Source organism: Bacillota bacterium (genome assembly GCA_024655925.1).
Taxonomy (GTDB): Bacteria; Bacillota; DTU025; order DTU025; family JANLFS01; genus JANLFS01.
The window spans coordinates 32,851-58,762 of sequence record JANLFS010000005.1; the positions used below are offsets into that span (position 1 = coordinate 32,851).

Genomic DNA, 25,912 nt, shown 5'->3' on the forward strand with positions numbered 1-25,912 from the left:
ACTCGAGGCGTGGTATGGAATTTCCTATGGGAATACTGCGCCGGGGAGGCTCTGCCTTTGCAGTTCGTCTCGGGATTCACCTGCGTCTCATGCGGACAGTCCGTGGGCTCCCTCCCAGTGGGCTACACCTGCCCGGTCTGCGGCGGAGTCCTGGACGTGAAGTATGACTATGACTCCATTGCCTCATCTGTTTCGCATGCCACACTTCGGGCAGATCCGGAAATCTCCATCTGGCGATACGAACCGTTCCTGCCGGTCGACCCGGGGAGTCCGCGACCCCGGCTCCGCGTGGGCGGTACCCCGCTGTATAGCTCGGAAGCGCTCGCATCCGAGCTCGGCTTGGCCTCCGTACTTGTCAAAGACGACGGCATGAACCCGACCGCATCACTGAAGGACCGGGCATCCGCAGTCGCGGTCGCCCGGGCAATGGAGGCCGGAGCCACCACCATCAGCTGCTCCTCCACCGGGAATGCTGCATCATCGCTGGCCGGAAGCGCCGCATCGGTTGGCATGCGTGCTGTGATTTTCGTGCCCGAACGCGCCCCGGCCGGAAAGATCGCTCAGCTTCTTATCTTCGGCGCTGTGGTGGTACGGGTCGAGGGCAGTTACGAGGACGCGTTCAACTTGTCCTCCGAGGCCATTAGGGTATACGGGTGGTACAACCGGAACGCGGCGATAAACCCGTACATGCTTGAGGGAAAGAAGACTGTGTCTTTCGAAATCTGTGAGCAGATGGGGTTTGACGTTCCTGACTGGGTCGCGGTGTCTGTAGGAGATGGGTGCACAGTTGCGGGGGTATGGAAGGGATTCCGCGAATTCCATAAGGTGGGCCTTATATCGAGAACCCCGAGGATCCTGGGGGTGCAGGCGGAGGGGTCGAATCCAATAAGCACTGCGTTCCGCACAGGACGACGCGTCGAACCAGGGCGCGAGGACACAATCGCCGATTCTATCGCAGTAGCAGTCCCGAGAAACCCCGATAAGGCCCTCGCTGCCATACGTGAATCCGGTGGGACTATGGTCGATGTCTCTGACGAGGAGATCCTCGACGCCATGCGCCTTCTGGGCCGGACCGCAGGCGTCTTTGGGGAGCCCGCCGGAGTAGCGGGCCTCGCTGGCCTTCGCCGCTCTGTCCGGTCTGGCGTGGTTGACCCCACATCTAGGGCCTGCGTGATAGTTACCGGAAACGGTCTGAAGGACATCGTCTCGGGGGCTCGGGCAGCCGGGGAGCCGATCACCATTCCTCCCGACCTCGCGCTCCTGGACCGCAAGCTTGCAGCGGTCGCGCCATTTGCGATCTCGACCTGAAGGACAACGGAGAGCGTGCCGGTCGGGGTACCCGGACCACCTGAGACACAATCGCGTCTGGGTGGCTGGAGACGGGACACGAGGGGTGTGGTCCATGGAGGACCTCTTGATCCGGGGGGGCACAGTCGTCACGCCAGATTCAGCGGAACCTGCCGACGTGTGGGTATCGCGAGGCAAGATCGTATCCATCGATCCGCCTTCCGGCCCTGACGGGGGTGCGGCGGCGCGCGAAGTCGTCGATGCCCGCGGTCTTCTGGTTCTGCCCGGGGTCATTGACGCACATGTTCATTTCGGCCTCAGGTCGCGAAACGCGACAACCGCTGACGACTTCGCCTCCGGGACCAGGGCGGCCGCCATGGGCGGTGTGACCACTGTCATAGACTTCGCAGACCATCTTCCAGGCCTTACCCTGTCTCAATGCGCTGCACTGCGCCTTGAGGAGGCGGCCCCTCAGGCCGCGGTGGACTACACGGTCCACCAGAACGTAACCAGGGTACGCCCCGGCATCGAGCGGCAGCTTTCGGACTTGAGGGAGTCGGGGATCGCGAGCGTGAAGGTATTCACAACATACCGAGATGCCGGGTACATGCTGGACCCGGCTGATTTGGCTGCGCTTTTCCGCGCAGCGCGATCCAGCCAGATCCTAGTCACGGTGCATGCAGAAGATGACGCGGCGATCTCTGCAGCCCGACAGGATCTCGAGAGTTCAGGCCGGACCGCACCACAGTATCATCCATGGTCGAGGCCGGCGCGAGCCGAGGCAGCAGCGGTCCAGCAGGTTCTTGGGGTGGCGTGCTCCGCCGGAGGAGCTGTGTACTTCGTGCATATCTCAACAGGACGCGCGGCACTGGAGATCATCCAGGCAAGGGAACGGGGGTGTGCGGCATATATGGAGACGTGCCCACACTACCTGCTACTGGGAGAAGACCGGTACACGGGGAACCACCCTGGGTTGTATATCATGAGCCCCCCTCTAAGGACGCCCCTGGACCGCGCCACACTCTGGGGTGCTGTACTCGGCGGGCACGTGGACGTCATAGCCACAGACCACTGCGCCTACACGGTTGCCCAGAAATCCCAAGCTACGTCCTGCTTCGACACCTTGCCCGGGATTCCGGGCGTTCAGGCTTTGCTCCCCCTCTTGTACACCTATGGAGTATGTGTGGGGAAGCTGTCCCTGCCTGACCTTGCGAGGATGCTCTCCTCAAACCCTGCTAAGCTGTTCGGGCTGTTTCCCCGAAAAGGCGAGATAGCCCCGGGCGCGGATGCTGACATAGTCCTCTACGATCCTGCTGGTACAAACGTGATCCGGGGGGAAGCCCTTGCATCAGCGGCGGGGTACTCACCATTCGACGGCATGGAAGTGCGCGGTCGGGTCAACCGAGTCTTTCTCCGCGGAACCACGGTGGCGCATCGGGGGGAATTCACTGGGTCACCAGGGCGCGGCGAGTTTGCCCGCACTGCAGTTACTTGAGTCTCGTGGAAGGGAGTCTTGAGAGTGAACCACGTTACATCCGCAGTACTCGAAAGGGCAAAGGCATACGAAGGCAAGATGGTGCAATTTCTCCGAGATCTGATACGTATTCCGAGCCCGAGCGGCAAAGAAGGCCCCGCCATGCGGCGGATTGCCCAGGAGATGCAGGAATTGGGCCTGCCTGATGTGTCCATAGATGAGATTGGGTGCGTGGTTGGCCGGCTTGGATCGGGTGATCTCAGGGTCCTCTACGATTCCCACATCGACACGGTGGGAGTGGGTGACCCCGACGCCTGGGCCCATGACCCGTACGAGGGCAAGCTCGAGGGCGGTGTGATATACGGGCTTGGGGCTTCTGACAACAAGGCTGCCATTGTGTCCATGGTCTATGGCGCCAGGATCATGATGGACCTGGATTTGGGGCGGGGGGCCACCCTTTACGTCGCCGGAGTGCCTCAAGAGGAGGATTCCGACGGGTGGGCGGTGGGAGAAATGATATCCCGGGGGTTTGTGACTCCTGACTGCGTGGTCCTGGGGGAGTGCACGAACCTGGGGATCAACCGTGGCCACCGGGGCAGGTGTGAGGTCCTGGTGACGGCGCGGGGTGTCTCGTGCCATGCCAGCGCGCCTGAACGTGGTGATAACGCCATCTACAAGATGGTTCCGGTAATCCAGGCGCTCGAGGCTCTCTCAGCCCGCACCCTGGACGACCCCTTCCTGGGACGGGGGACCCTCGCAGTCACCAGGATCGAGAGCCACAGCGGCTCCCTGAATGTTGTCCCAGACAAGTGTCAGGTATACATAGACAGACGCATGACTCTCGGCGAGACCGCTGCCGATGTCATGGAGGCGGTGCAGGCTGCCGCCGGTCCTGACGTTTTGGTGTCGCTCCTGCGCTATGCCGAGTCAAGCTGGACGGGGTACCGTGCCGACATGGTGAAGGACTACCCAACATGGGCTCTACCGGAGGATCACCCACTGGTCAAGGCAGGTGTCGAGGCAGCCCAGGCTGTCCTGGGCGCGACGCCGCCGGTGGGGAAATGGGAGTTCAGCACGGATGGGGTGTCCACCATGGGCAAGCATGGAATCCCGACTATCGGGTTCGGACCCGGGGAGGAGAAGTACGCCCACACAGTGCAGGACCAAGTCCCCGTGGACCACTTGGTCCGGGCCGCTTCATTCTATGCTGTCTTCCCGGGCGTCGCCGCGCGGATGATCTCGAGGCAGTAACGTCATTCCAGATGACGAGGGGGAATAGGATTTGGAGGCTTCCCGCGTCAGGATGGTTGTCAATGGCCAGGAAGTCATACGAACCGTCCCTACATCCATGACACTCTTGGAGTTCCTACGGCAGGAACTTGGGCAGACCGGCACGAAGGAAGGGTGCGGCAAAGGTGAGTGCGGCGCGTGCACGGTCATACTCGACGGGGCCGCCGTCGACTCCTGCCTCGTTTTCGCCTACCAGTGCCACGGCAAGAAGATCACCACCATAGAGGGGCTGGCGCGTGGAGGGAGGCTCGACCCTCTCCAGGAGGCTTTCATCCGCCACGGGGCTGTTCAGTGCGGTTTCTGCACCCCGGGGATGATAATGTCTGCCCGTGCACTCCTGGACTCAAGCCCTTGCCCCACTGACGCGGAAATCGCCAGGGCCATCTCGGGAAACCTGTGCCGGTGCACTGGATACAGGAGCATCATGGAGGCGATTCGGGATGTCCGCGACCAACGCTGACACCCCTCGGGTGGCTGCCATTGTGGTCGCGGCCGGAGCATCGGTCCGGATGGGCACACCCAAGCAGCTTCTTCTGTGGGATGGTGTACCCATGATCAGGCATGTCACCAGAGTGTTCATGCTGTCCCGCGCAAGCGAGGTCATAGTGATGGTCGGCTGCCGCCCCTCCGAGGTCGGGGCGGAGGCGCTTGCCGGGTGGATTCCAGACGGGCACAAGCCCCTGACGGTCTCCATCAACCCAGACTGGGAGCACGGCGAGATGCTCTCTTCCATCAAGCGCGGCATCCAACTGTCGTCACCTGGGGTGGACGGATACCTCATCGGCTTAGCGGACCATCCTGCGGTGGACGGGAGCTCCGTCGACCTCCTCATATCGGCCTCTTTGGAGTGCCCGCCACATCTCCGCGGTGAGCGGGTATTTGTCCCCACCTTCCGCGGAAGGCGAGGGCACCCGGTGCTTGTTGGAGCGCGACTAGCACAGGAGATACTGTCGCTTCCTCCAGGCGGGACCCTCGCAGACGTCATCAGACCACACCTCGTGCCCGAGAGCATGGTAGAAGTGGACTCCGCCGGGGTACTGCTGGATATCGATACACTTGCGGAGTATGAGGCCGCAATATCACCGGAGGGCAGCGATGGTCGGGACGATTGAGATTCTGGAGAGACTGGTGGAGACTGTGAAGTCCGGGTCCGACGCGGCTCTTGTCACTGTTGTGTCTGCTCGGGGATCCTCCCCGGGTAGAGAAGGGTTCAAGATGGTAGTGGTCGAAGGCGGCAAGACCTTCGGCACGGTCGGCGGTGGGCCCCTCGAAGCCGCAGCGATCAAGGCTGGCCTGGACGCGATTGCGGCAGCTGCCTCCTCTCGGGTCTCGCTTGGGCGAGAGCAGGGGGGGCTTGCGGCTCTCGGCATGGCGTGCGGGGGCGAGGTGGAACTTCTCGTAGAGTACGTGTCGGCGGGGCCCAGGGCATACATCTTCGGCGCCGGCCATGTCGGGCTCGCCGTGGGTGAGCTTGCCAAATTCGCAGGGTTCGGAGTGACACTCATCGACGACCGCGAGGAGTTCGCCAATCGTGACCTAGCGCCATGGGCAGATAGGATAGTGGTTTCGGATTTCCAGGAGGCTGCGTTGAGCATACCGGGAGGATTGCGTTCCTACGCGGTGATCGTCACTCGAGGACATGAGTGGGATGAGGTGGTCCTCGAAACGATACTCTCCCTGCCTGAGCAGCCCTTCTATGTGGGAATGATAGGCAGCCGCAGGAAAGTGCGGGAATGCTTCGCGAATCTCGAGGCGAGAAGGATCACGAAGAATGCCCTTGCCAGGGTTCACGCACCAATCGGCCTCGATATCGGAGGCGTAACACCCCGAGAAATTGCCGTGAGCGTCGTGGCGGAGATGGTCGCCGCGAGGTACGGCCGGGACCCGAGGCACACGGAAGGAGAGTGACGCATTTGGCGTCGCGTCAGAGACCTGACCACAAAGACCCGGAGGAGAGGGAGTCTCCTCTCGCCGAGGTGAAGAAGACATTCAAACCCCACCGGGCAATGGCGGAAGCCGGGCGGTGCCTGTTCTGCCACGATGCGCCGTGTGTTCGGGGTTGTCCGGTTGGAATCGACATCCCCGGTTTCATCCGCAGGCTCTCCCAGCGGAACTTCGCGGGGGCCGCAAGGCTGATAAGGACGGCAAACCCGTTCGGGGCTGTATGCGCAAGGGTGTGCCCCGCGGAGGTCCTGTGCGAGAAGAGCTGCACCAGCTCGGGCCTGGCCGAGCCTATTGCCATCGCAGACCTCCAGAGATTCGCGATGGAGCACGCGGTGGCCCGAGCGGGCAGTGCCTCGCCCAAGCCTGTTCCCACGGGCCGCAGTGTCGGAGTGATCGGTGCGGGACCCGCTGGTCTGTCTGCCGCCCTTCTGCTGGCACAGGAAGGCCACTCTGTCACGGTGTTCGAGGCCGAGCAGGAGCCCGGTGGCATCATGCGTTATGGTATACCATCCTATCGGCTCCCGAAGGAGGTTGTCAGGGCTGAAGTCGAGCAGGTAGAGCGTGCGGGGGTCGAGATCCGTCTTGGAGTGACGGTAGGGAAAGACGTGCCAGCGGACTCTCTGCTGTCCAGTTTCGATGTGGTGTTCATCGGGGCGGGCCTGGGCAAGCCACTGGCCCCCCAGCTTCCCGGGGATGAGGTGGCGGGTGTGATCTCTGCCTACTCATTTCTGCACCATGTGAGTGACCCGGATGGGCACGGCCCGCACCCAGACATACCAGACCCACTGGGGAGAGTGGTAGTGCTGGGCGGGGGGAATGTGGCGGTGGACGCGGCGTGTGTCGCGAAAAGACTCGGGGCGGACAGTGTAACCATCGCCTACAGGAGGACCCAGGCGGAGATGCCCGCGTGGCCCCGTGAGATCGAATTCGCCCGGCAGGAGGGAGTCGAGTTCGAGTTCCTCATCTCCCCGGTTGAGGTCATCGGTGCAGATGGCAAGGTAATAGGGGTGAAGGTAGCTCACATGAGGCTCGAAGGCACCGATGAATCGGGGAGGGCTAGACCCGTGCCGGCTGGAGAGCCTGACGAACTGATCGGTGCGGACACGGTCATCCTCGCTTTCGGCCAAGGGCCGAACGAGGAGGTATTCCGGATGTTCGATGGGCTCGAGAGAGACGCGCGCGGGATGGTCTGGGTGGACGAGAAGACTGGAGCCACATCAGTTCCGGGGGTGTTCGCCGGGGGAGACGGGGTGAACGGGGGCTCGACTGTTGTGGAGGCAGTGGCGGAAGGGATCCGTGCGGCCCGGGGGATCTCCCAGTACCTCCGGGGCGCAACGGCGACCTCATAAGGAGAGTGGGGGGATCAGGATGTCGGTAGACCTTTCTATCAGTTTTGCGGGGATAAGGTTTGAGAACCCATTTACCTTGGCGGCCTCACCGTGCACTGACAGTGCGGAGATGGTGTCCAGGGCGTTCGAGGCGGGGTGGGCCGGCGCAGTCATGAAGACCACCTCGGTAGAGGAAGAGGTTGTGGAGCTGTGCTATCCCATGATGGCAGGCCTGGATTTTGACGACAAGAAGGTCGTGGGCCTTGAGAACATCGACCTCATCTCCGAGCGCCACATCGACCTCGTTGAACAGGATGTCCGAGAGCTCAAGGCCAACTACCCCACGAAAATCGTGGGAGCGAGCATCATGGGAGCGAGAAAGGAGCATTGGCAGACCCTCGTCCGGAGGCTCGAGGCCGCGGGCGTGGACTTCATAGAGTGCAGTTTCTCCTGCCCCCACGGGATGCCTGAGAGGGGAATGGGGTCCACCATCGGGCAGGACCCGGAACTCACAGAACGGACTGCCCGGTGGGTTCGGGAGGCGGCAACCAGAGTCCCAGTGGTGATCAAAGTCACGCCTCTCGTCGCAGATCTGCCTGCCATCGCCAGAGCCGTGGTCCGGTCCGGGGCGCACGCGGTCTGTGCAATAAACACGGTCAAGAGCCTGATAGGCGTGGACCTCGACACCTTCGTGCCCTATCCGAATGTGGGGGGGAAGTCCACTTACGGTGGGTACTCCGGGGCTGCGATCAAGCCGATCGCGCTGAGATGTGTCGCCGAGGTGGCAAAGGCCGTGAACATCCCGATTGCGGCCACGGGCGGCATTACAACATGGAGGGATGCAGCGGAGTTCCTGCTCGTGGGGGCGACGAATCTTCAGATTTGTACGGCTGTAATGAAACATGGGTTCAGGGTCATCGACGACCTCATTGATGGACTCTCCATCTACCTCGAGGAGAAGGGTCTATCCGGGGTGGAGGAGCTCGTGGGCCGGGCGCTTCCAAACATCGTGGACCATAGCGAGCTTTCCCGGTCTTACCGACCTGTGTCCGAGATCAACCTGGAGACCTGCATCAAATGCGACGTCTGCTACATCTCCTGCAGGGACGGAGGACACCAGGCCATATCTCTCGACGAGAACAGGCTTCCCAGGGTGGACGAGGAGAAATGCGTTGGCTGTGGCATGTGCGCCACAGTCTGCCCCGTGTGGGACTGCGTTCGGCTCGTTCCGAGATAGGGGCTGAAGGCCGGGAGGTGGGTGTGTGCGTACTTTCAAGACTGTGTGGGCGAGGTCTGGGCCTGAGGCTGTGGCGGCACTTGCCGCCGATTCGGGCGCGATGATCCTTGCGGGCGGGACAGACCTGGTCGTCAAGATGAAAGAGGGGAGAGCCGTCCCAAACACCCTCGTGAACATTGAGGGTGCTTCCGACCTGTCCTGCATCGAGGATCTGGGCGACCAGATCCGGGTGGGGGCCGCGTGCACACACCATGCGATCACCTCATCCACTCTCATCCGCACAAAGGCCCCGCTTCTCGCGGAGGCGTGTCTTTCGATAGGCTCACCCCAGATCAGAAACAGAGGGACCATCGGTGGGAATCTGTGCACCGCGTCCCCTGCCGGAGACGCCATAGCCGCACTCGTTGCGCTTGAGGCCATAGTGGAGATCCTGGGCCCTGGCGGTGTCAGAGAGATTGCTGTCTCCGAGTTCCTGGTAGGCCCAGGCCGCACCACGCTGGCCGGGGACGAGATCGTCCGGGCGGTACGAGTCCCGGTGGATACCGGGGAACATGTGTGGGGATTCCGCAAGCTGGGCCAGAGGCGGGCCATGTCCATCTCGATTGCCAGCGTCGCCGCGCGCGCCAGGCTTTGCCAGGGAGTTCTCTCAGATCTCAGGGTCTCCCTGGGATCGGTCGCTCCCACGGTGGTCCGCGCTTACGAGCTGGAGCGCGAGACACTCGGAGTCGAGTCGACTCCGGACGCCCTCGCCGCTGCATGTAGGAAGGCCAGGAACGCGGCCTGCCCCATCTCCGACATTCGCGGGTCTCGCGAGTACCGTCTCGCCGTGGTGGAGGCTCTATCCTATCAGGTCATCGTCGGGATGCTCCGGCCCGACCAGTTCCGGCCCACCCTACAGGTGGATGACCGGGACCTGGAGACGCGCGGGGTTGCTCAGGCGTCGTGGCGTGAACAGAGCGGGCAGACTCTTCAGCCAGCCGGATCCTGCGATGCTTGTCCGGTCGGATCCCTCGATCTGTCGGACGGGCGGCGCGGTCAGCTAGGCGGGCCGCGAGGGGGCACGATCCGCGTGTCTATCGAGTTCTTTGGGGACCTGAGGCCTCTCGCGCCGGGCGGGCGACTCGACCGGGAACTCCCTGCGGGGTCCACCGCAGCGGATCTTCTGGGGTCTCTGCCCATTGGTGACAGGTCCTACGTGGTTGTGCTCGTCAACATGCGACGCGCGTTCGATGACACGGTCCTCGCCGACGGGGATAGCATCTCGCTGATGAACCCCGTGGGCGGCGGCGCATGAGGTGATGTGGCATGGGGGACTTCAGGTGGGTTGGAAAACCTGTTGCTAGGGTGGATGCTGTTGACAAAGTCGCCGGGTCTCAGAGGTACATGGGCGACCTTGTATTCCCGGGGATGGTCTACGGCCGCGTGCTGCGGAGTCGGCATCCGCATGCTCTGATCAAGTCCATAGATACCTCGAGGGCGGAAAAGGCCCCTGGGGTGATCAGGGTGCTCACTTGGCGTGACGTCCCGGGGTTGAATGCCTACGGAATCGTTGTCCCCGATCAGCCCGTGTTGTGCCACGAGAAGGTCCGGTACATGGGTGACGCAGTGGCACTCATCATCGCTGAATCAGAGGGAGAGGCGGAGGCAGCCCTCGATCTGGTCGCTATCGAGTATGACCCTCTACCCGTGGTCACCGACGCAGAGGCCGCGATGTCAGCGGACTCCCCAATGGTCCACGAACCCGGAAACATCCATCTCCATACGCATGTGGAGAATGGCAACACCGAGGCAGGGTTCGCCCAGGCTGATGTGGTGGTGGAGGGCGTGTACTATACCCCCAGGCAGATGCACGCCTTTCTTGAGCCTGAGTCTGGAGTGGGAGTGCCTGAGAAGGGTGGGGGAGTCACAGTCTACTGCGGATCCCAGCACCCCTACAGAGACCAGATGCAGATCTCCAGGTCCCTCAGGATGAAGCCTTCCCAGATCCGTGTAGTCTCCACTCCGGCTGGAGGGGCGTTCGGGGGAAAAGACGAAATCACCCTGCAGATTCTTGTGGCGCTCGGGGCGATGGCGACCGGGCTGCCGGTCAAGATAGTCCTCTCCCGTGAAGAGTCAGTCATCGCCGGGTGGAAGCGCCACCCGATGAAAATCTACATGAAAACAGGAGCCCTACGCGACGGCACTTTGATTGCCCATGAGGCCCGGGTCGTCGCCGACACAGGCGCCTACGCTTCGCTCGGCGGGCCTGTCACCAACCTGTGCCTTGAGAACTGCTGCGGCGTATACCGGATCCCGAACATCTCACTCTCCGGCTTCTGCGTCTACACGAACAACGGTGTGTCAGGCGCGTTTCGCGGATTCGGGGTTCCGCAGGCCACCTTCGCGATGGAGACCCAGATGGACAAGATTGCAGACGCCCTGGGCATGGACCGCCTCGAGATCAGGAAGCAGAACGCACTGAGGGGCGGGGAGAAGTCGCCCCTCGGGCACACGATGGCAGACGCGGTCGGGACCTCCCGCACTCTTGAGGAAGCCGGCAGACACGAGTTGTGGGTGCGCAGGGAGGAGTTGAAGAAAGAGTCATCCGCCCCGTGGCGCAAGCGAGGGGTTGGACTGGCGGTCCAGATGCAAGGCACTGGCCTCGGGATGGGGCTTCCCGACTATGGTGCCGCCCTCATCCGCCTGGTGTCCGGAGGCAGGTTCGTGGTGTCGCTCTCCTGCCCCGAAATCGGGCAGGGAAACTCCACGACATATGCGCAGATGGCAGCGGAATCTCTGGGATGCGGCATTGGGGATGTGACGGTCATAACGGGCGACACCGCCCTCGGGCCCGACTCAGGGAGCTGCACCGCGTCGAGGTCCGTTTACACAGGGGGCAATGCTATATCCCTTGCTGCACGACAGATGAGAGAGAAACTCCAGGCTGAGGCAGGTCGTGTGCTCGGGGTCGAACCCGAGGGTGTGGTGATCGAGTCGGGAGCAGCGCGAGCCGGCGAAAGGCGTGTCTCGTTCTCAGAGCTTGCGGCGATGGTTTCCGCAGAAGGCCGCGAAATCTCTGCAGACGGGGCGTTCATCTGGCCTGTCGCCGACAAGCCGGTTCAGGGTGCGGTGGGTCTTCCACACCTCATCAACTCCTACGTGACCCACCTCGCTCTGGTGGAGGTGGACGAGATGACCGGGGAGACAGAGGTCCTGCGCATAGTGGCCATAACCGACGCCGGCCGGGTCGTGAATCCTCAGGGGCTCGTCGGGCAGTCCGAGGGCGGCGCGGTCATGGGGATGGGGTATGCCCTCATGGAGGACACGATCATCGAGGACGGCATCACGAAGACGCCGAATTTCTCCACCTACATAGTCCCCACCAGCATGGACACTCCGGAAGTGGAAACCAGGGCCGTCGAGGTCCTCGAACCCACGGGGCCTTTTGGGGCGAAAGGAATAGGTGAGGCGGTGATGGTTCCGGTTGCCCCGGCGATCACAGGAGCCATCAGAGACGCAGTCGGTGTCTGGCTGGACAGGATACCGGCCACTGCGGAGCGAGTGTTGGCGAAGATCTGGGAGAACCGGGAGAATCGGAGGTGATCGATTGGTACGGCATCAGCGGTGGTCTGGGACCTGGTTTCCCGTTTCCGCTCCAGCTCCCAGAGTGGATGGAAGAGACAAGGTTACCGGGGCTGCAGTCTACGGGGCGGATCTTTCCTTCGACGGAATGCTTCACGCAGTGGTGGTCAGGGCGCGCTACCCCCACGCCGTCGTGAACGCGATACACACCGAACAGGCGAGACGGGCTCCTGGGGTTGTGGCTGTTCTCACCGCGGCCGACATCCCCGGGCGCAATGCTTTCGGAGTAGTCATACAGCATCAGCCCTTTCTTGCATCTGAGCGAGTCAGGTACCTGGGCGACGGCCTTGCCCTGGTCGCTGCGGAGACACGGGATCAGGCCGAGAGGGCCGCCGGCCTTGTGAGGGTGGACTATACCGAGCTGCCGGCAGTCTTCTCACCGGAGGAAGCCCAGGCCCCCGCCGCGCCAGTGATCCATGAGGAATACCCGGGGAACGTGGTCGTGCATCATCCAGTGAGAAAGGGAGATGTGGAGCGGGGTTTTGCGGAGTCCGACGTGATCCTGGAGAGGGAATACCGCACCGCGCTGATAGAGCACGCCTACATCGAGCCCGAGGCCGTAGTGGCGATGCCCGGACCTGGTGGGTCCGTGACGGTCTGGGGGTCCATCCAGAACCCGTTCTCCGCGCGCAGGGCCGTCGCGGGTGCGCTTGCGCTTCCCCTTGCTCGGGTAAGGATAATCCAGACCAACATGGGTGGATCCTTCGGAGGCAAGGATGAGGTGATGTCGGCCATGGCAGGCCGCGCCGCCCTTCTCGCGAGAGCCACCGGACGCCCTGTGAAGATGGTTAACACTCGCGAGGAATCACTCATCGAGTCGTACAAGCGTCATCCCTACGTGATGAGCTACAAAGTCGGGGCGAAACGCGATGGAAAGATCATGGCGATGCAGGTCAGAATGGTGGCAGACGCGGGCGCCTACGCTTCGATGAGCCCCTTCGTGACGTGGCGTTCGACAGTGCAGGCCACGGGGCCTTACGAGATACCAAATGTGCGGACAGACGTCATAGCCGTCTTCACCAACAACACCTACACAGGGGCCATGAGGGGATTTGGGTCACCTCAGGCGATCTTCGGCAACGAGTCTCTCATGGACGAACTCGCCGACGAGCTCGGAATGGACCCCCTCGCCCTGCGCATGAAGAACGGGTTCAGGGCGGGGTCAGTGACCGCCACAGGGCAAATCCTGGACAACCACACCGTGTCCCTGGTCGAGGTGATGGAGAAAGCGGCCACGGAGGCGGGGTATGCCGAGAAACGCCGGAACCTGCCCCAGTTGTCGGCCGGCAATCCAGTCAAACGGGGCATCGGCCTTGCCGCAAGTTTCCGCGGGTGCAGCTTGGGTGCTGAGGGTGTGGATGCCACGGGAGCGATCGTGTCAGTGCAAACTGACGGAAGCGTCCTGGTCTTCTCGGGGCTGGCTGAGAACGGGCAAGGGCTCAAGACCATATTCTCTCAGATTGCCGCGACAGAATTGGGAGTCTCTCTGGGCAGGATCGTCTTCATGGACACGGACACGTCCACGGTCCCGGACGGTGGTCCCACAGTAGCCTCGAGAAGTACGGTCATGGGGGGGAACGCAGTCCGGATCGCAGCGGCCAAAGCACGGCAGGCCCTGTTCGAGGCAGCGGCCCAGGCTCTCTCCTGTTCGCCTTCTGAACTTGCCGCTGAGCGTGATAGGATCTTCGTCCGAGCGCAGCCCGAGCGTGGAATGGAGTTCGATGAAGCGGTTGGGCTTGCATGGAACGAAGGGAAGCTCATGGCGGAGTTTGGGTGGTATGGGGCCCCCAAGGTCGACTGGGACGAGGCAACCGGACAGGGTCGCGCCTATTTCACCTACGTCTACGGCTGCCAGGTGGCGGAGGTCGCAGTGGACACTGAGACCGGGCAGGTGGTGGTGGAGCGAATCACCGCTGCCCATGACGTCGGCCGGGCCATAAACCCTCAGATGGTTCAGGGCCAGGTCTTCGGAGGCGTGGCGATGGGACTAGGCTACGCGCTGCTCGAGGAAGTGGAGCTGGACGCGGGGAGGACCAAGACACAGAACTTCGACGAATACCTGATTGCCACAGCTTCGGACGTCCCTGAGGTTGTTCCTTTGATCATCGAGAACCCTGACTCTCACGGGCCGTACGGAGCCAAGACTGTGGGTGAGCCCACCTGCGAGCTTGCGGCGGCCGCAATAGCCAACGCCATTGCCCACGCATGTGGCAGACGAGTGAGAGACCTGCCCATAGACATGGAGAAGGTCCTGCTCGGACGGTCGCTGAGACCGATGCGCGGCGGAAGGGGGAGTGAGGCGCGGTGACGAGGTTTGACTACTTCCGGCCCGCCGGGCTTGTTCAGGCCTGCGAGTTTCTCTCTGCTCACTCAGGGTGGGCGAAAGTCATTGCGGGAGGGACCGATCTGCTGATCGCCGTGAGGCGAGGACAGTGGCCCCCTGCGGGGAGTAGGGGTGCGGAGGAGCAGGGCGCAGTTCCTATCGACAACCTGTCGCCGGAACGGACCAGGGCGTGGGTTGTGGATGTATCTTGTCTGCAGGAACTCCGCGGCATCCGGGATCACGAGGGGCTTATAGTCTCCATCGGCGCCGCATGCACACACACACAGGTAGCGGAATCCACGGAGATCAAGCGGTTTGCCCCGATGCTGGCGGTAGCGTCCGAAAGCGTGGGGTCTGTTCAGATCAGGAACCGGGGCACCATCGGCGGCAACATAATGAATGCTTCGCCAGCCGCAGACACTCTCCCCGCGCTGGTTGCGTTGGACGCCCGAGCGGTTCTGGTGTCTCCGTCCGGCACACGAGAGCTCGCAGTGGCCGAACTCGTCACCGGACCCTACCGGACCTGTGCTCGAGAGGATGAGATCCTCGCGAGGGTGGAGTTCCAGAAGCTGCCGCAGGGTGCCAGAATGGCCTTCACCAAGCTCGGCAGGAGGAGTTCCATGGCAATTGCGAGGCTCTCGTGTGCGGTGGCACTGGTGCCGGGTCCGGACGGAACCGTAAGGGAAGCTCGGATATCCGCCGGGGCGGCATTCCCGAGACCCGTCAGGATCGGCGCGGCCGAAGAGGTTCTCGTGGGGAGAGTGCCTGATGCCGAGGCTGCCAGAGAGGCAGGAGAGAAGGCCGCTCTCGAGATGGTGCGGGTGACTGGAGTCAGGTGGTCCACGGACTACAAACACCCGGTTCTTTCCACCTTGGTGGCCAGGACGATCATGAAGTGCTTGGGCAGGGAGGAGGGTTCAGCGTGGGCCAGGTGAGAGTGAAATTCTCGGTTAACGCGACTGCGGTGTCGGTGGATGTGCCAGATGATGAAAGGCTCGTTGACACTCTCCGGACCAGGCTACGCCTGACAGGCACGAAGGAAGGGTGCGGGATAGGAGAGTGCGGCGCGTGCACGGTCATCCTGAACGGGCTGGCGGTGAACTCGTGCCTGGTCCTCACCACTTCGTGTCAAGAGGCGGAGATCACTACCGTGGAGGGGCTTGCATGTGGCGAGGCACTCCACCCGCTCCAACAGGCCTTCATCGATCACGGGGCGGTGCAGTGTGGGTTCTGCACTCCCGGCATGCTCCTATCGGCGAAAGCCCTCCTCGATCGGAATCCCAACCCTAGTAGGGACGAGATACGAAAGGCGATCTCGGGGAACCTTTGCAGGTGCACTGGGTACGAACAGATAGTGAGAGCCATCGAGTCAGTAGCGGGGGGACGTCAATGAAGGCGAGACTCGTGATCGGGAACGCAGTCGTCCTGACGTTGGGCGAAGAGCCGAGGGTGATAGAGAACGGGGCTGTGGCCATCTCCGGCGAATTCATCGTGGACATCGGGACCACGGCTGAGTTGAGGCAGAGATACCCGGATGCCCGATTTACGGGAGTTGACGGGAAGCTAGTGATGCCCGGCATGACCTGTACTCACATGCACCTGTACAGCACGTTCGCCCGGGGGATCCCGCTCCCTGGCGAACCCGCCAGGACTTTCGGGCAGATACTGGAAAGACTTTGGTGGCGTCTGGACAGAGCGCTGGGCCCTGAGGACGTATGGATGAGTGCTGTCATGCCCTTGATCTGGTGTGTCAAGAACGGGACCACCACCATACTGGACCATCACTCCAGCCCGAACTGCATCCCGGGGTCGTTGGACATCATCGCTGACGCGGTCGAAAAGACCGGCATCAGGGCTTCTCTCGCCTACGAAGTATCCGACCGTGACGGGGCGCGAGCGACAAAGGAGGGCATCGCCGAGAATCTGAGGTTCATCGAAAGGTGTAACCGGACGAAGTCCACCCGCCTGCGCGCGACCTTTGGGCTGCACGCGTCGTTTACGCTTTCCGACGAAACACTCAGAAGGTGTGCTGAGCTTTCCGAGGCGCGGGAAGCGGGGTTCCACATTCACACGGCCGAGGGCATTGAGGACCTTGTGGACAGCGTTCGCCATCACGGTATGCCAGTGGTGAAGCGACTGGACGGTTTCGGGATTTGGAACAAGAAGGCGCTGGCGATCCACTGTGTTCACGTTTGCCCGGAGGAGATGGAGATCCTTCGGACAAGAGGCGCGAACGTGGTGCACAACCCGGAGTCCAACATGGGCAATGCCGTGGGGGTTGCCCCGGTCCTCGAGATGATCAAGCGGGATGTGACTGTGGGGATGGGGACCGATGGGTACACCACCGACATGTTTGAAACCATCAAAGTGGCCAACTGCCTGCACAAACTCAAGGAGGCAGACCCGCAGGCCGCCTGGTCAGAAGTCCCGGCCATGGCCTTTTCCAACAACTCTCGCATCCTTGCGAAGTACTGGCAAACCCCCTTGGGCGTTCTGACCCCAGGTGCTTATGCCGACCTCATAGTGGTGGATTACAGGCCGCCGACACCCATGACCGAACACAACTGGTACAGCCACATCCTCTTTGGCGTATCCGGAGGGATGGTTGACAGCACCATGGTGGGAGGGAAGTTCCTCATGAGACGGAGGAAGCTCACCACCCTGGATGAGGAGGAGATGGCTGCCAGATCCCGTGAACTTGCGAGGAGACTGTGGGATAGGTTGTAGCAGGAAGAGTTGCAGAACAAGCAAGGTGATGGGGACCCCGGTCATGCGGACCGGGGTGTTTCCATCTATTTCGCCTTCAGTTGACCGCAGCCGGCCGAGGTGATATACTCATACTACCAATAACGGAGATTTTTGGAAGGAGGGCCCCGCATGTATGAGTCCACGCCAGACCCTGGGCCGGGAGTCGAGCCTCGCCCCATCGCTTGTGTGATGGAAGCGGCGCTGAGGCCGCTGCCCGAGTCCGGACACGACATATCAGCTTTGGTCGCTGCAGGGCTCGGTGGGCTAGAACCCTTACAGCCCGGTTCGCCGGGGCGAGGCCGGGGGATCATTCTCTTGTACATCAACCCACCTGCAGTCCGGGGTGGCTCGGACGTTCAGGTTGTGGAGAGGCCGGGTAAGGCTTCTGCCCCCTGTCTGGATATCCTGCGTCCGAGGCTCACCAGAGCTGAGAAAACCGTCATGGCCCTGCTCGCGGAGGGCAAGACGAACCGTGCGATCGCGCGGGAACTCTTCATCTCGGTCAATACGGTTAAGACCCATGTGCGCTCGATCTTTCAGAAGTTGGGTGTGGGGACCAGAAGCTCCGCGGTGCGAAGGGCTCTCGAAGCAGGACTCATCTGATCCTCACACGGGCGCATTCCGCCTCACAATTCACCCGTTCAGGCAATGGTAGTGGATTCGACGTGAATGGTATGATTTGCCTGCAAGCACCACCGCGCTGGAGGGCCGTCACCCGTGGCGCGCAACGGGAGGAGGTGAGCGGGAGTGTTCAGGGTTCTCGCAGGTCGCAAGGCCCGGGTCAACGTCTCCATCAACAGCTTCTGCATCTCGTTTCCACTCTGGGGGCACTTCATAACGATCGGATGACTTCCCAGAGGGACCTCCACTCCAACCAGGCTCGGCGGGGGCCGTTTCGCGCACTGGTCCCCGCCCCCCAACACTCTTCTTGTGAGGTGTGGCGCGATGGACGAACCCCAGACAGTATGGACTCTCCATCCCGGCGCCAGGGTCATCAAATCGGAGTCAGCGTGGCTTGTGATGAACCCAGGGCTCGGAACATGGGCCAAGCTGTCGCCAGTGGCAGGGGCTGTGTGCCAGAATGATGCTGGAGAGGACCTCCCAACCCTCGTGAATCGGGTCAGTACTGCTTTCGGGGCCTCAGGGGACGAGATACAGGGCTTCGTGCGGGACATGGCTGCGCGGGGATTGATATCTTGCGCCCCGACCGTCGCTCGGGCGGAGGAGGTCGCCCCGAGGCCCAAAGTGTTCCTGTCTGTGTGTGAACGCTGCAATCTTGCCTGCACCACCTGCTACCGAGGAGACCTATCAGGCCGCGATGCTCCAACCGAGGTTGCCCTGGACACCATGAGCAGGATTGTAGAGTTGCGTCCACGGGAGTTGGTTCTGACAGGGGGCGAGCCCTCTCTCAGGGACGACCTTCCTGACCTGCTCGAGATGGCACGGTCCGTCGCCCCTATGGTGACCCTGGCCACCAACGGCACTTCTATATCTCCTGCCCTCGCGCGGGCCATCGCCAGCTTCGACATCCGGGTGCAGGTGAGTATCGACTCCTCAGACCCCGGGGAGAATGACCGCGTCAGAGGCCCGGGTTCATTCGCGCGTGCCCTGGGTGGACTCGCCACATTGGCACGGGCGGGTGTCGCTTCCATAGAGCTTGTCGCCACCATGGTGGACCCAGCCACCTTCGACCCGGACCGCCTGACCTCTCTCGCCCGGGAGTTCGGGGCGGGTTTTCATTCAAGCCTTTTTATGGAGGTGGGCAGAGGGCGGTGCACACCCAGGCACTCCAGGAGAGAACCGTCAGCTTTTGCCCGTGCCTTGCTGTCCTACCTCCTGCGCGCGTACCGTGCTGGTCTCATTCCAGCTGGGGCCAGTCTTGACGACGTTCTGGGGATTGTGCCGAGGACCGCCTGTGGGGCGGGGACCCTCATTCTTGCCGTGTCTGCCTGGGGAACGGTGTATCCGTGTCACCTGCTCATGTCGGACGAGTTCGGTGTATCCTTCGACGAGGTCCTCTCCTGTGCTGGGGCCGGGTCGCCCTGGAGTATCCCCGGTGTCGACTCTTTGAAAGGATGCTCGGAGTGCAAGGTCAGGTACCTGTGTGCGGGCGGCTGCAGGGCCTCCGCCCTTGCCGCAGGAGACTTGGCCGGCCGGGACCCGATGTGCGAGTCCTACCGTGCCTTCCTGGAGGCCGTCGTATGGCCCTGGGACGACTCTCGGGGGACAGAGGAAAACCTCAAACACGCCTGGGCGGCCTTACAGTGAGTTCCGCGTGGCTCTACGGGGTTCTTGGGCTGTCAGTGGCGTCCCGGGCCCTTTGCGGCAGGCGTGGGGGGAGCACTCAGGTGGACGGCGGGGATGTGCTTCTCGGGTTAATCATGTGTCTTACGTGGGCCGCGACAGGCTCAGACCCTGGTGCCGTCTGGAAAGTGACCGGAACCCATATTGGCCGGGCGCACATTGTGAGGTGGGGGCTGGTCGCGTTGGTCATGTTGGTGACGAACGAGTGCATTCACATCTGGCTAACACGGCGGCACGGTCGCTGGATGGTGAGGGCCGGCGTCAACCCCGGCGGCGCTTACCTCGCGCTCAGGCACCTCTCGACGGGGCGTGCCGCCCTTCTTGGGCTGCTGTTCACCTCCTCCGGTGCATTCCTCGAGGAGTTGCTGTTTCGAGGGATCATCTCGGAGGCGGTCGAGACTGTGGCTGGGCACGGTGCCGCCCTGATCGGGCAGGCTTTACTGTTCGGTGCGGTCCACTGGCTTCCCATGGCTGTCCGGCGTGCCCCCGGGCCGGTAGTGGTGTACGCGACCTTGATGCCCACCGCAGCCGGAGTGGTCCTCGGGTTCATCGCGCACCTGGAGGATAGCCTGATGGGGCCCTGGGTTATCCACTGGAGTCTGAACTACGGGGCGCTTCTGATCGCGGTATCGCGAAGGGCAAGTGAGCGCGCCTCGGCGTGACGGTCCCATCGACTGCTTGAGGGCAGGTTGGAGCGGTCCAGGGGAGGGGGAACAGAAGTTGCACATTGGCCAGGTGTTTGCCATGCTGGGTAGGGCTTTCCTCGACCGGGCTCGGCACGCGTCCGACCGTGCCCGCCGTGAGCGGTTGGCCTGGAACGCATGCCGTTCCTTCTCGATGGCGTGGGCGTTGGGTGATTCGTCGCCGTCTGTGCCCAGAGGCCTTGTGGAGGCGGCAGGCATTCTGAGCGGTTCGCACCAAGGTTCTGCGGCATGGCAGAAGAAGGATTATGGGAACAAGCTGTCGAATGAACAATTATAGCAGCTTTCGGCACCAACTCCACGATAAGTCTAGGGTTGAGGGGTTGTCGCGTGGATGGAGGCCCGCCGTCGAGCGATCAGCTTGGTTCTGGCCTTGCTCGGTCTGTCCACAGTTCTTACGGGGATTGCGCTTCTTGCTCTGGTCCCCCGGGCCGGCCAACCCGCCCGACGTCCAGCCTGGATCTGCGTCTGGTTGACCGCCGCGGGCTTTGTCCTGATGTCGTGCGCGATGCTGGTTCTGTGGAGTTACGCCCGGGGTTCCGCGAGGGAGTCCGTGGACTCATTGAAATCGATGCAGGTTGAGAACACTGAGGAAGTTGTAACCAATCTACGAGTCCAGCGCCACGGCTTTGTCAACCACCTGCAGGTCATATATGGGCTCCTGCAGCTGGGCAAGATACAAAAGGCTCAGGATTACATACTCTCTGTGAGCAGTGATGTCCTGATGGGCGGGGCGTGGCCTGGGCTCGCGCGTTATCCGGAGCTTGGGGCCTTGTTGGGGGCCAAGTTCATGCTGGCACAAGCAAAAGGCATTGATGCCTCTTGTGAGGTGTCGGCGAACCTGGATTTGCTTCCGGTTCCACCGTTCAAGCTCGCCACCATTCTTGGGAACCTGCTGGACAACGCAATAGATGCCCTCACCGAGTATGATGGTGCCAAGTCCATCAGGCTTCTGGTGCGTGAAGCCGGTGGATTTGTCGATTTCGAGGTGTGGGACAGTGGCGGGCCCATTCCACGGGAGGTCCTCACCCATCTCTTCCAGAAAGGGTTCACAACCAAGGACGGGAAAGGCAGCGGCCTGGGCCTGTTCACCTCCAGGCATCTGGCCGAAGAGTTGGGTGGGACCATAAAGGTTCGCACGTCCACAAGAGGCGGCAACTCATTCCTGGTCAGACTGCCGAGAGCAGGGAACGCGGCTACCAAGAGAGGAACAGGGGCATGTTCGTCGACTATGTAGAGGTCCACGCGAAAGCTGGAGACGGCGGCGACGGGGCTGTGGCATTCAGACGCGAGAAGTTCGTCCCGAGGGGTGGGCCTGCCGGTGGGGACGGGGGACGCGGCGGGGACGTTGTGGCCGTGGCCGACCAGTCGCTTCGGACGCTGATGGACTTCAGATACCAGAAGCACCTTCGCGCGGGCTCCGGCGGCCGGGGCGGGGTCAACAAGATGTTCGGGGCCGACGGCGCGGATCTGGTAGTAGGTGTCCCTGTCGGGACCGTGATCAGGGACCGCGCGACAGGCGAGGTTATCTCGGACCTTGTGTCCCCTGGGCAAAGGGCTGTGTTGGCCCGCGGGGGTCGCGGGGGCAGGGGAAACGCCAGGTTTGCGAACTCGGTCCGGCAGACCCCGCGGTTCGCCGAGAAAGGTGAGCCGGGCGAGGAGAGAGACCTCGTATTCGAACTGCGGGTCCTTGCTGATGTCGGTCTTGTCGGGTACCCGAATGCCGGAAAGTCTACTCTCCTCGCGCGCATATCAGCCGCTCGGCCCAAGATTGCGGACTATCCCTTCACTACGCTCAGCCCGGTGCTCGGGGTGGTAGAAGCCGCAGGTACCAGTTTCGTGGTTGCCGACATCCCCGGTCTGATCGAGGGCGCCTCTCGGGGGGCGGGGCTGGGGCACGAGTTCCTCAGGCATGTGATGCGCACAAGGCTCCTGGTGCATCTGGTGGATGTATCTGGGACGGTCGAGCGGTCTCCAGTGGAGGACTATGATTCCATAAGGCGGGAACTCGCCCAGTATGATCAGGAGTACGGGGCTGGCCTCGGGGCGAAACCCGAGGTTGTGGTAGCCAACAAGATAGACGTTCCCGGCGCCGTCGAGCGTGCGGCGGAGTTCCACGCTACCATGGGGCAGCGTGGGACTCCAGTGCACAGGATATCGGGGCTGACGGGAGAGGGTGTAGACCATCTCCTCTATGTCATTGCCGCGCGCCTGGCGGAAATCGAAGAGACAGCCACAGGGAAGGCAGAGACCGAGAACGTCACCGCGCCCCCAAGGCGTTATACGGTTCGCCGTCCGCGGCTCCGCGATGTCTCCGTCTCACGGGACGGCGATGTCTATGTGGTCTCAGGAGAGGGCGTCGAGAGTCTCTGCCGACGAACGAACATAGCGAATGAGGATGCCCTGAAGCGGTTCTACATGATGCTTGTGCGCGCCGGGATCATAGATTCCCTTCGCGAGGCGGGTATGGTTGAGGGTGACACGGTCCGAATCGGTGATGTGGAGTTCGAGTTCGTGGAGTCCTACGCCGCCATGAAGCAATGACGGGACGGTGTTGAGATGCAGCGCGTCGCCATAATGGGCGGGACGTTCGATCCTATACACTACGGCCACCTCGTGACGGCAGAGGAAGCCTTCTTTCGCTACTCTCTCAACCGCGTGGTTTTCGTTCCTTCCGGCCAGCCCCCTCACAAGCTCGGACAGCGAATATCCTCCGCAGCTGACAGGTACATGATGACAGTACTTGCTACCATGTCCAATCCGCATTTCGAGGTGTCTTCCATTGAGACGGACAGGCCCGGCCCTTCCTACGCCGTCGACACAGTGCGGGCATTCCGCGAGCTGTATCCCGACGACACCAAACTCTATTTCATTACCGGTGCGGACGCCATTCTCGAAATATTCGGGTGGAAAGACGCGCATACTCTTCTTCAGTTGTGCGATTTCGTCGCAGCCACGAGGCCAGGCTACACCCTCCCCGTGGATAGAGTTGAGGAGACCTTCGGGATCTACGCCTCTCGCATTCAATTCTTCGAGGTTCCAGCCTTGGCCATATCATCCACTGATATCCGCAGGCGAGTGAGAGAAGGACGGCCCATACGGTACCTGCTTCCTGAGAGTGTGTCCAACTACATCTACAAGGCTGGCCTGTACCAGGACGAACGAAACGCCGGCCCTGCGCATAACGGCCATGACCGCGCGGCACACTACGATCGATAGCGAGGTGCTGGCATGAGCAAGACACTCTATGTCGGGAATCTTCCGTGGGCGTTCAGCGAGCAAGAACTCGAGCAGGTTTTCTCGCCCTATGCCGAGGTGATCGCGAGCAGGATCATAACGGACCGTGAGACTGGCAGGTCTCGCGGGTTCGGGTTCGTCGAGGTCGCCAACGATGACGTAGAGCCCATCATCAGGTCTCTCGACCGCACCCTTGTGGGGGGCAGGGAGATAACCGTGAACGAGGCTAAAGAGAAGCCCGGCAGAATCTAGCCCTTCAAGGTACAGAGGCATCGCCTCCCGGGATGGAACCCCAGGGGGCGATGTGCTATTATGTGGTGTATGGTTGTTGCTCTTGTACCGGCGGAAGGCAGGTGGGCGGGCACAGGGTGTCCAGGGACGAGATATGTCGGCGACTTGCTTCCATGGTGACTCCTTCCCGTTACCAGCACTCACTCAGGGTGGAAGAAGAGGCACGCCGTCTCGCGCTCCGGTTTGGGGCGAATGAGGAGGTCTGCGCACTGGCAGGTTTGCTCCACGATTGCGCAAGGGATCTCCCCCATGAGGAACTCCTGGCTCAGGCCCGGGCGTTGAGCCAGGCGAAGGTGGACACCAGGCTCTCCGATCCAGTGTTGCTCCATGGGATTGTCGGTGCCCATCTCGCGATGGAGAGTTTCGGTGTGTGCGACAGTCGTGTGTTGCAGGCAATCGGCCTGCACACCACGGGCGGGGTTTCCATGTCCAGGGAGGACAAGGTGGTCTGTCTGGCGGACTACACGGAACCCGGTAGGGCTTTCCCAGGGGTGGAATCGATCCGCAGGGCCGCTCAGGAGGATCTGGACACTGCCTTACTCCTTGGGTTCGATTGCACAATAAGGCATCTGATCAACACAGGCAGGCAGATCGACCCTTCAACGGTGCTCGCGAGAAACGCACTGCTCGCCTCGGTGGAGAGTAAAGGCTACCAACGTTGCCAGCTGAGGAAGGCCGGAGGGGAGAGCGAATAATGCCACTTGCCGCCGAAGCACATGCACGGGCCGCGGCCCAGGCTGCGATCGACAAAAAGGCGGAGGACACTGTGGCCCTGGACATCTCCGGGGTATCGCTCATGGCAGACTTCTTTGTCCTTTGCAGTGTTCGTACACAGGCACACGCAAGGGCGGTGAGGGAGGAGGTGACCCGTGTCCTGGAAACCCAGGGGCTCACCCTCAAGCACCGGGAGGGCTCAGACGATTCCGGGTGGGTGCTGATGGATTGGGGTGACGTAGTGGTGCATATCTTCGGTGAAACGGAGCGGCGCTACTACGATCTGGAGCGCCTGTGGGGGGACGCCCCTGTACTCGATCTGGAAGGAACATATCACGAAGCAGGTCAGGGGGTTGACGCGTCCGACTAGGGCCGGTATAATCAAAGCTGACTTGAAAATAGGAAACGGAAACGCTATGAAGAGGAGCAGTAGGGCCTGACGGGCTCCAAGAGAGCCGGAGGAGGGTGCGATCCGGCAGCCTCGAGGTTCCAAACTCGCCTCGGAGCGGCGCGGGTGAACTTCTCAGTAGCTCGCGACGGGACTCACCGTTATACGGTTTCAAAGATGCGCCACGCATTTAGTGGGGCTGTAGCTCAGCTGGGAGAGCGCTTGAATGGCATTCAAGAGGTCGAGGGTTCGATCCCCTTCAGCTCCACCATTCTCATGTATGGGTGGCGTGCGTACCAGGGTGGTACCGCGAACAGAGATTCGCCCCTGGCAGTTGATCTGCCAGGGGTTTTTCTGGGTACGCCTGGCATGGAGCTATGTCTACAGGGTGAAAGTCCCGAGCGGCGAAGGCGGCAGTAGCCATAGCTCAAGGCAAGGGTGTCCGCCGCGAGGCGGAATCTGAAGGAAGCCGGCGGCAAACCTCCGGCCCGACGAACAGAAACCCCATACAAGGCCAGGGACAGTTGGATGAGCTTGCCTAGCAAAGCGAAGTCCTTGCCGCCGAAGGCTGCCCAGGGTAGATGGGGCGGGTAGATGGAGGGAAAGACATAGTCCTTATCCAGGGAGGCCTGCCGGGAACGCTGGAGAATCCGGCAACCCGCGTCGGAAGGCGCGGCTGAACCGGCAGGAGTCAGCAGAGGCCATACTACCCGGAGGCGGCGCCGCGTCCGGGGAAGGGCCGAACGTGAGACGAGGGTGTGAAATGCCGAGCTCGAGAGAGGGACGCCGACAGCCGAATATCCCGCAATGGAGCTGCCTGCGGAAGGATGCGGCGAATCCGCAAGGGGCCGCGGGAGCGCCTAGTTCCTCTTCGGCGCGAAGCATGGAGCGACCCTGCGGGAGATCTGGGGGAGTGATGGAACTCATCATTGAACCGGCCAATGCGAAGGCAGCCCTCAAGCGAGTGGAGCGAAACCGGGGGGCAGCTGGTCCTGATGGCATGGCGGCGGAGGTCCTCCGCCGCC

The 25,912-nt window shown here is 62.1% G+C and carries 23 protein-coding genes and 1 tRNA gene; all 24 read left to right on the forward strand.

Annotated features, from left to right (window positions below):
- Positions 1-57 precede the first annotated feature (57 nt).
- The 24 genes from thrC to NUW23_01520 all read left to right on the forward strand — a co-directional run bounded on the left by thrC (position 58) and on the right by NUW23_01520 (position 25,158).
- On the forward strand, positions 58-1,308 hold the full coding sequence (thrC, locus tag NUW23_01405; GenBank protein MCR4424835.1) for a threonine synthase: 1,251 nt from the start codon (positions 58-60) through the stop codon (positions 1,306-1,308).
- 94 nt (positions 1,309-1,402) lie between these two features.
- On the forward strand, positions 1,403-2,782 hold the full coding sequence (gene hydA / locus NUW23_01410) for a dihydropyrimidinase (protein MCR4424836.1): 1,380 nt from the start codon (positions 1,403-1,405) through the stop codon (positions 2,780-2,782).
- A gap of 24 nt (positions 2,783-2,806) precedes the next feature.
- On the forward strand, positions 2,807-4,012 hold the full coding sequence (locus tag NUW23_01415; GenBank protein MCR4424837.1) for a YgeY family selenium metabolism-linked hydrolase: 1,206 nt from the start codon (positions 2,807-2,809) through the stop codon (positions 4,010-4,012).
- Between the two features lie 52 nt (positions 4,013-4,064).
- The gene (locus tag NUW23_01420) at positions 4,065-4,511 is read left to right on the forward strand and encodes a (2Fe-2S)-binding protein (GenBank protein MCR4424838.1); all 447 of its coding nucleotides are present in this window, start codon (positions 4,065-4,067) and stop codon (positions 4,509-4,511) included.
- Positions 4,492-5,163, forward strand: a complete 672-nt coding sequence (locus NUW23_01425) for a nucleotidyltransferase family protein (protein ID MCR4424839.1) — start codon at positions 4,492-4,494, stop codon at positions 5,161-5,163. Before NUW23_01420 ends, NUW23_01425 begins: the two co-directional genes overlap by 20 nt.
- Positions 5,147-5,959: an XdhC/CoxI family protein gene (locus NUW23_01430; protein MCR4424840.1), complete on the forward strand. Its 813-nt coding sequence runs from the start codon at positions 5,147-5,149 to the stop codon at positions 5,957-5,959. The genes NUW23_01425 and NUW23_01430 overlap by 17 nt, the downstream gene beginning before the upstream one ends.
- A 68-nt stretch (positions 5,960-6,027) precedes the next feature.
- Positions 6,028-7,344: an NAD(P)-dependent oxidoreductase gene (locus NUW23_01435; GenBank protein ID MCR4424841.1), complete on the forward strand. Its 1,317-nt coding sequence runs from the start codon at positions 6,028-6,030 to the stop codon at positions 7,342-7,344.
- 19 nt (positions 7,345-7,363) lie between these two features.
- Complete coding sequence (gene preA, locus NUW23_01440) at positions 7,364-8,560, forward strand: NAD-dependent dihydropyrimidine dehydrogenase subunit PreA (GenBank protein ID MCR4424842.1); 1,197 nt, start codon at positions 7,364-7,366, stop codon at positions 8,558-8,560.
- Between the two features lie 25 nt (positions 8,561-8,585).
- On the forward strand, positions 8,586-9,854 hold the full coding sequence (locus NUW23_01445) for an FAD binding domain-containing protein (protein MCR4424843.1): 1,269 nt from the start codon (positions 8,586-8,588) through the stop codon (positions 9,852-9,854).
- 11 nt (positions 9,855-9,865) lie between these two features.
- Positions 9,866-12,142 (forward strand): molybdopterin-dependent oxidoreductase, encoded by a 2,277-nt coding sequence (locus tag NUW23_01450; protein ID MCR4424844.1) that lies wholly within the window; start codon positions 9,866-9,868, stop codon positions 12,140-12,142.
- Positions 12,143-12,146: 4 nt separating this feature from the next.
- Positions 12,147-14,489, forward strand: a complete 2,343-nt coding sequence (locus NUW23_01455; GenBank protein ID MCR4424845.1) for a xanthine dehydrogenase family protein molybdopterin-binding subunit — start codon at positions 12,147-12,149, stop codon at positions 14,487-14,489.
- A complete protein-coding gene (locus NUW23_01460) occupies positions 14,486-15,439 on the forward strand; it encodes a xanthine dehydrogenase family protein subunit M (protein ID MCR4424846.1) in 954 nt (317 codons plus the stop codon). Before NUW23_01455 ends, NUW23_01460 begins: the two co-directional genes overlap by 4 nt.
- Complete coding sequence (locus tag NUW23_01465) at positions 15,436-15,897, forward strand: (2Fe-2S)-binding protein (protein ID MCR4424847.1); 462 nt, start codon at positions 15,436-15,438, stop codon at positions 15,895-15,897. Before NUW23_01460 ends, NUW23_01465 begins: the two co-directional genes overlap by 4 nt.
- Positions 15,894-17,231, forward strand: coding sequence for a putative aminohydrolase SsnA (ssnA, locus tag NUW23_01470; GenBank protein MCR4424848.1), 1,338 nt, complete (start codon positions 15,894-15,896; stop codon positions 17,229-17,231). The genes NUW23_01465 and ssnA overlap by 4 nt, the downstream gene beginning before the upstream one ends.
- A gap of 417 nt (positions 17,232-17,648) precedes the next feature.
- Positions 17,649-17,855 (forward strand): LuxR C-terminal-related transcriptional regulator, encoded by a 207-nt coding sequence (locus NUW23_01475; GenBank protein ID MCR4424849.1) that lies wholly within the window; start codon positions 17,649-17,651, stop codon positions 17,853-17,855.
- Positions 17,856-18,197: 342 nt separating this feature from the next.
- Positions 18,198-19,520 (forward strand): radical SAM protein, encoded by a 1,323-nt coding sequence (locus NUW23_01480; GenBank protein ID MCR4424850.1) that lies wholly within the window; start codon positions 18,198-18,200, stop codon positions 19,518-19,520.
- Positions 19,517-20,218, forward strand: coding sequence for a CPBP family intramembrane metalloprotease (locus NUW23_01485; GenBank protein ID MCR4424851.1), 702 nt, complete (start codon positions 19,517-19,519; stop codon positions 20,216-20,218). The genes NUW23_01480 and NUW23_01485 overlap by 4 nt, the downstream gene beginning before the upstream one ends.
- A gap of 373 nt (positions 20,219-20,591) precedes the next feature.
- Positions 20,592-21,494 carry a Spo0B domain-containing protein gene (locus NUW23_01490; GenBank protein MCR4424852.1) on the forward strand — a complete coding sequence of 301 codons (903 nt, stop codon included), beginning with the start codon at positions 20,592-20,594 and terminating at the stop codon, positions 21,492-21,494.
- A complete protein-coding gene (gene obgE / locus NUW23_01495) occupies positions 21,476-22,801 on the forward strand; it encodes a GTPase ObgE (protein MCR4424853.1) in 1,326 nt (441 codons plus the stop codon). Before NUW23_01490 ends, obgE begins: the two co-directional genes overlap by 19 nt.
- 15 nt (positions 22,802-22,816) lie before the next feature.
- Positions 22,817-23,476, forward strand: a complete 660-nt coding sequence (nadD, locus tag NUW23_01500) for a nicotinate-nucleotide adenylyltransferase (GenBank protein MCR4424854.1) — start codon at positions 22,817-22,819, stop codon at positions 23,474-23,476.
- A gap of 12 nt (positions 23,477-23,488) precedes the next feature.
- Positions 23,489-23,746 (forward strand): RNA-binding protein, encoded by a 258-nt coding sequence (locus tag NUW23_01505; protein MCR4424855.1) that lies wholly within the window; start codon positions 23,489-23,491, stop codon positions 23,744-23,746.
- Between the two features lie 101 nt (positions 23,747-23,847).
- Positions 23,848-24,480, forward strand: a complete 633-nt coding sequence (yqeK, locus tag NUW23_01510; GenBank protein MCR4424856.1) for a bis(5'-nucleosyl)-tetraphosphatase (symmetrical) YqeK — start codon at positions 23,848-23,850, stop codon at positions 24,478-24,480.
- Positions 24,480-24,869 (forward strand): ribosome silencing factor, encoded by a 390-nt coding sequence (rsfS, locus tag NUW23_01515; protein ID MCR4424857.1) that lies wholly within the window; start codon positions 24,480-24,482, stop codon positions 24,867-24,869. Before yqeK ends, rsfS begins: the two co-directional genes overlap by 1 nt.
- 213 nt (positions 24,870-25,082) lie before the next feature.
- Positions 25,083-25,158 (forward strand) — tRNA-Ala (locus tag NUW23_01520).
- Positions 25,159-25,912: the final 754 nt, after the last annotated feature.

Bases quoted from the DNA above. Each gene is read 5' to 3' on its own strand.
- nadD (MCR4424854.1), top strand. From the start codon at position 22,817: ATGCAGCGCGTCGCCATAATGGGCGGGACGTTCGATCCTATACACTAC.
- NUW23_01430 (MCR4424840.1), top strand. From the start codon at position 5,147: ATGGTCGGGACGATTGAGATTCTGGAGAGACTGGTGGAGACTGTGAAG.
- ssnA (MCR4424848.1), top strand. From the start codon at position 15,894: ATGAAGGCGAGACTCGTGATCGGGAACGCAGTCGTCCTGACGTTGGGC.
- preA (MCR4424842.1), top strand. From the start codon at position 7,364: ATGTCGGTAGACCTTTCTATCAGTTTTGCGGGGATAAGGTTTGAGAAC.
- NUW23_01425 (MCR4424839.1), top strand. From the start codon at position 4,492: ATGTCCGCGACCAACGCTGACACCCCTCGGGTGGCTGCCATTGTGGTC.
- NUW23_01480 (MCR4424850.1), top strand. From the start codon at position 18,198: ATGGACGAACCCCAGACAGTATGGACTCTCCATCCCGGCGCCAGGGTC.
- hydA (MCR4424836.1), top strand. From the start codon at position 1,403: ATGGAGGACCTCTTGATCCGGGGGGGCACAGTCGTCACGCCAGATTCA.
- NUW23_01450 (MCR4424844.1), top strand. From the start codon at position 9,866: ATGGGGGACTTCAGGTGGGTTGGAAAACCTGTTGCTAGGGTGGATGCT.
- NUW23_01505 (MCR4424855.1), top strand. From the start codon at position 23,489: ATGAGCAAGACACTCTATGTCGGGAATCTTCCGTGGGCGTTCAGCGAG.
- obgE (MCR4424853.1), top strand. From the start codon at position 21,476: ATGTTCGTCGACTATGTAGAGGTCCACGCGAAAGCTGGAGACGGCGGC.
- rsfS (MCR4424857.1), top strand. From the start codon at position 24,480: ATGCCACTTGCCGCCGAAGCACATGCACGGGCCGCGGCCCAGGCTGCG.
- NUW23_01490 (MCR4424852.1), top strand. From the start codon at position 20,592: ATGGAGGCCCGCCGTCGAGCGATCAGCTTGGTTCTGGCCTTGCTCGGT.
- NUW23_01420 (MCR4424838.1), top strand. From the start codon at position 4,065: ATGGTTGTCAATGGCCAGGAAGTCATACGAACCGTCCCTACATCCATG.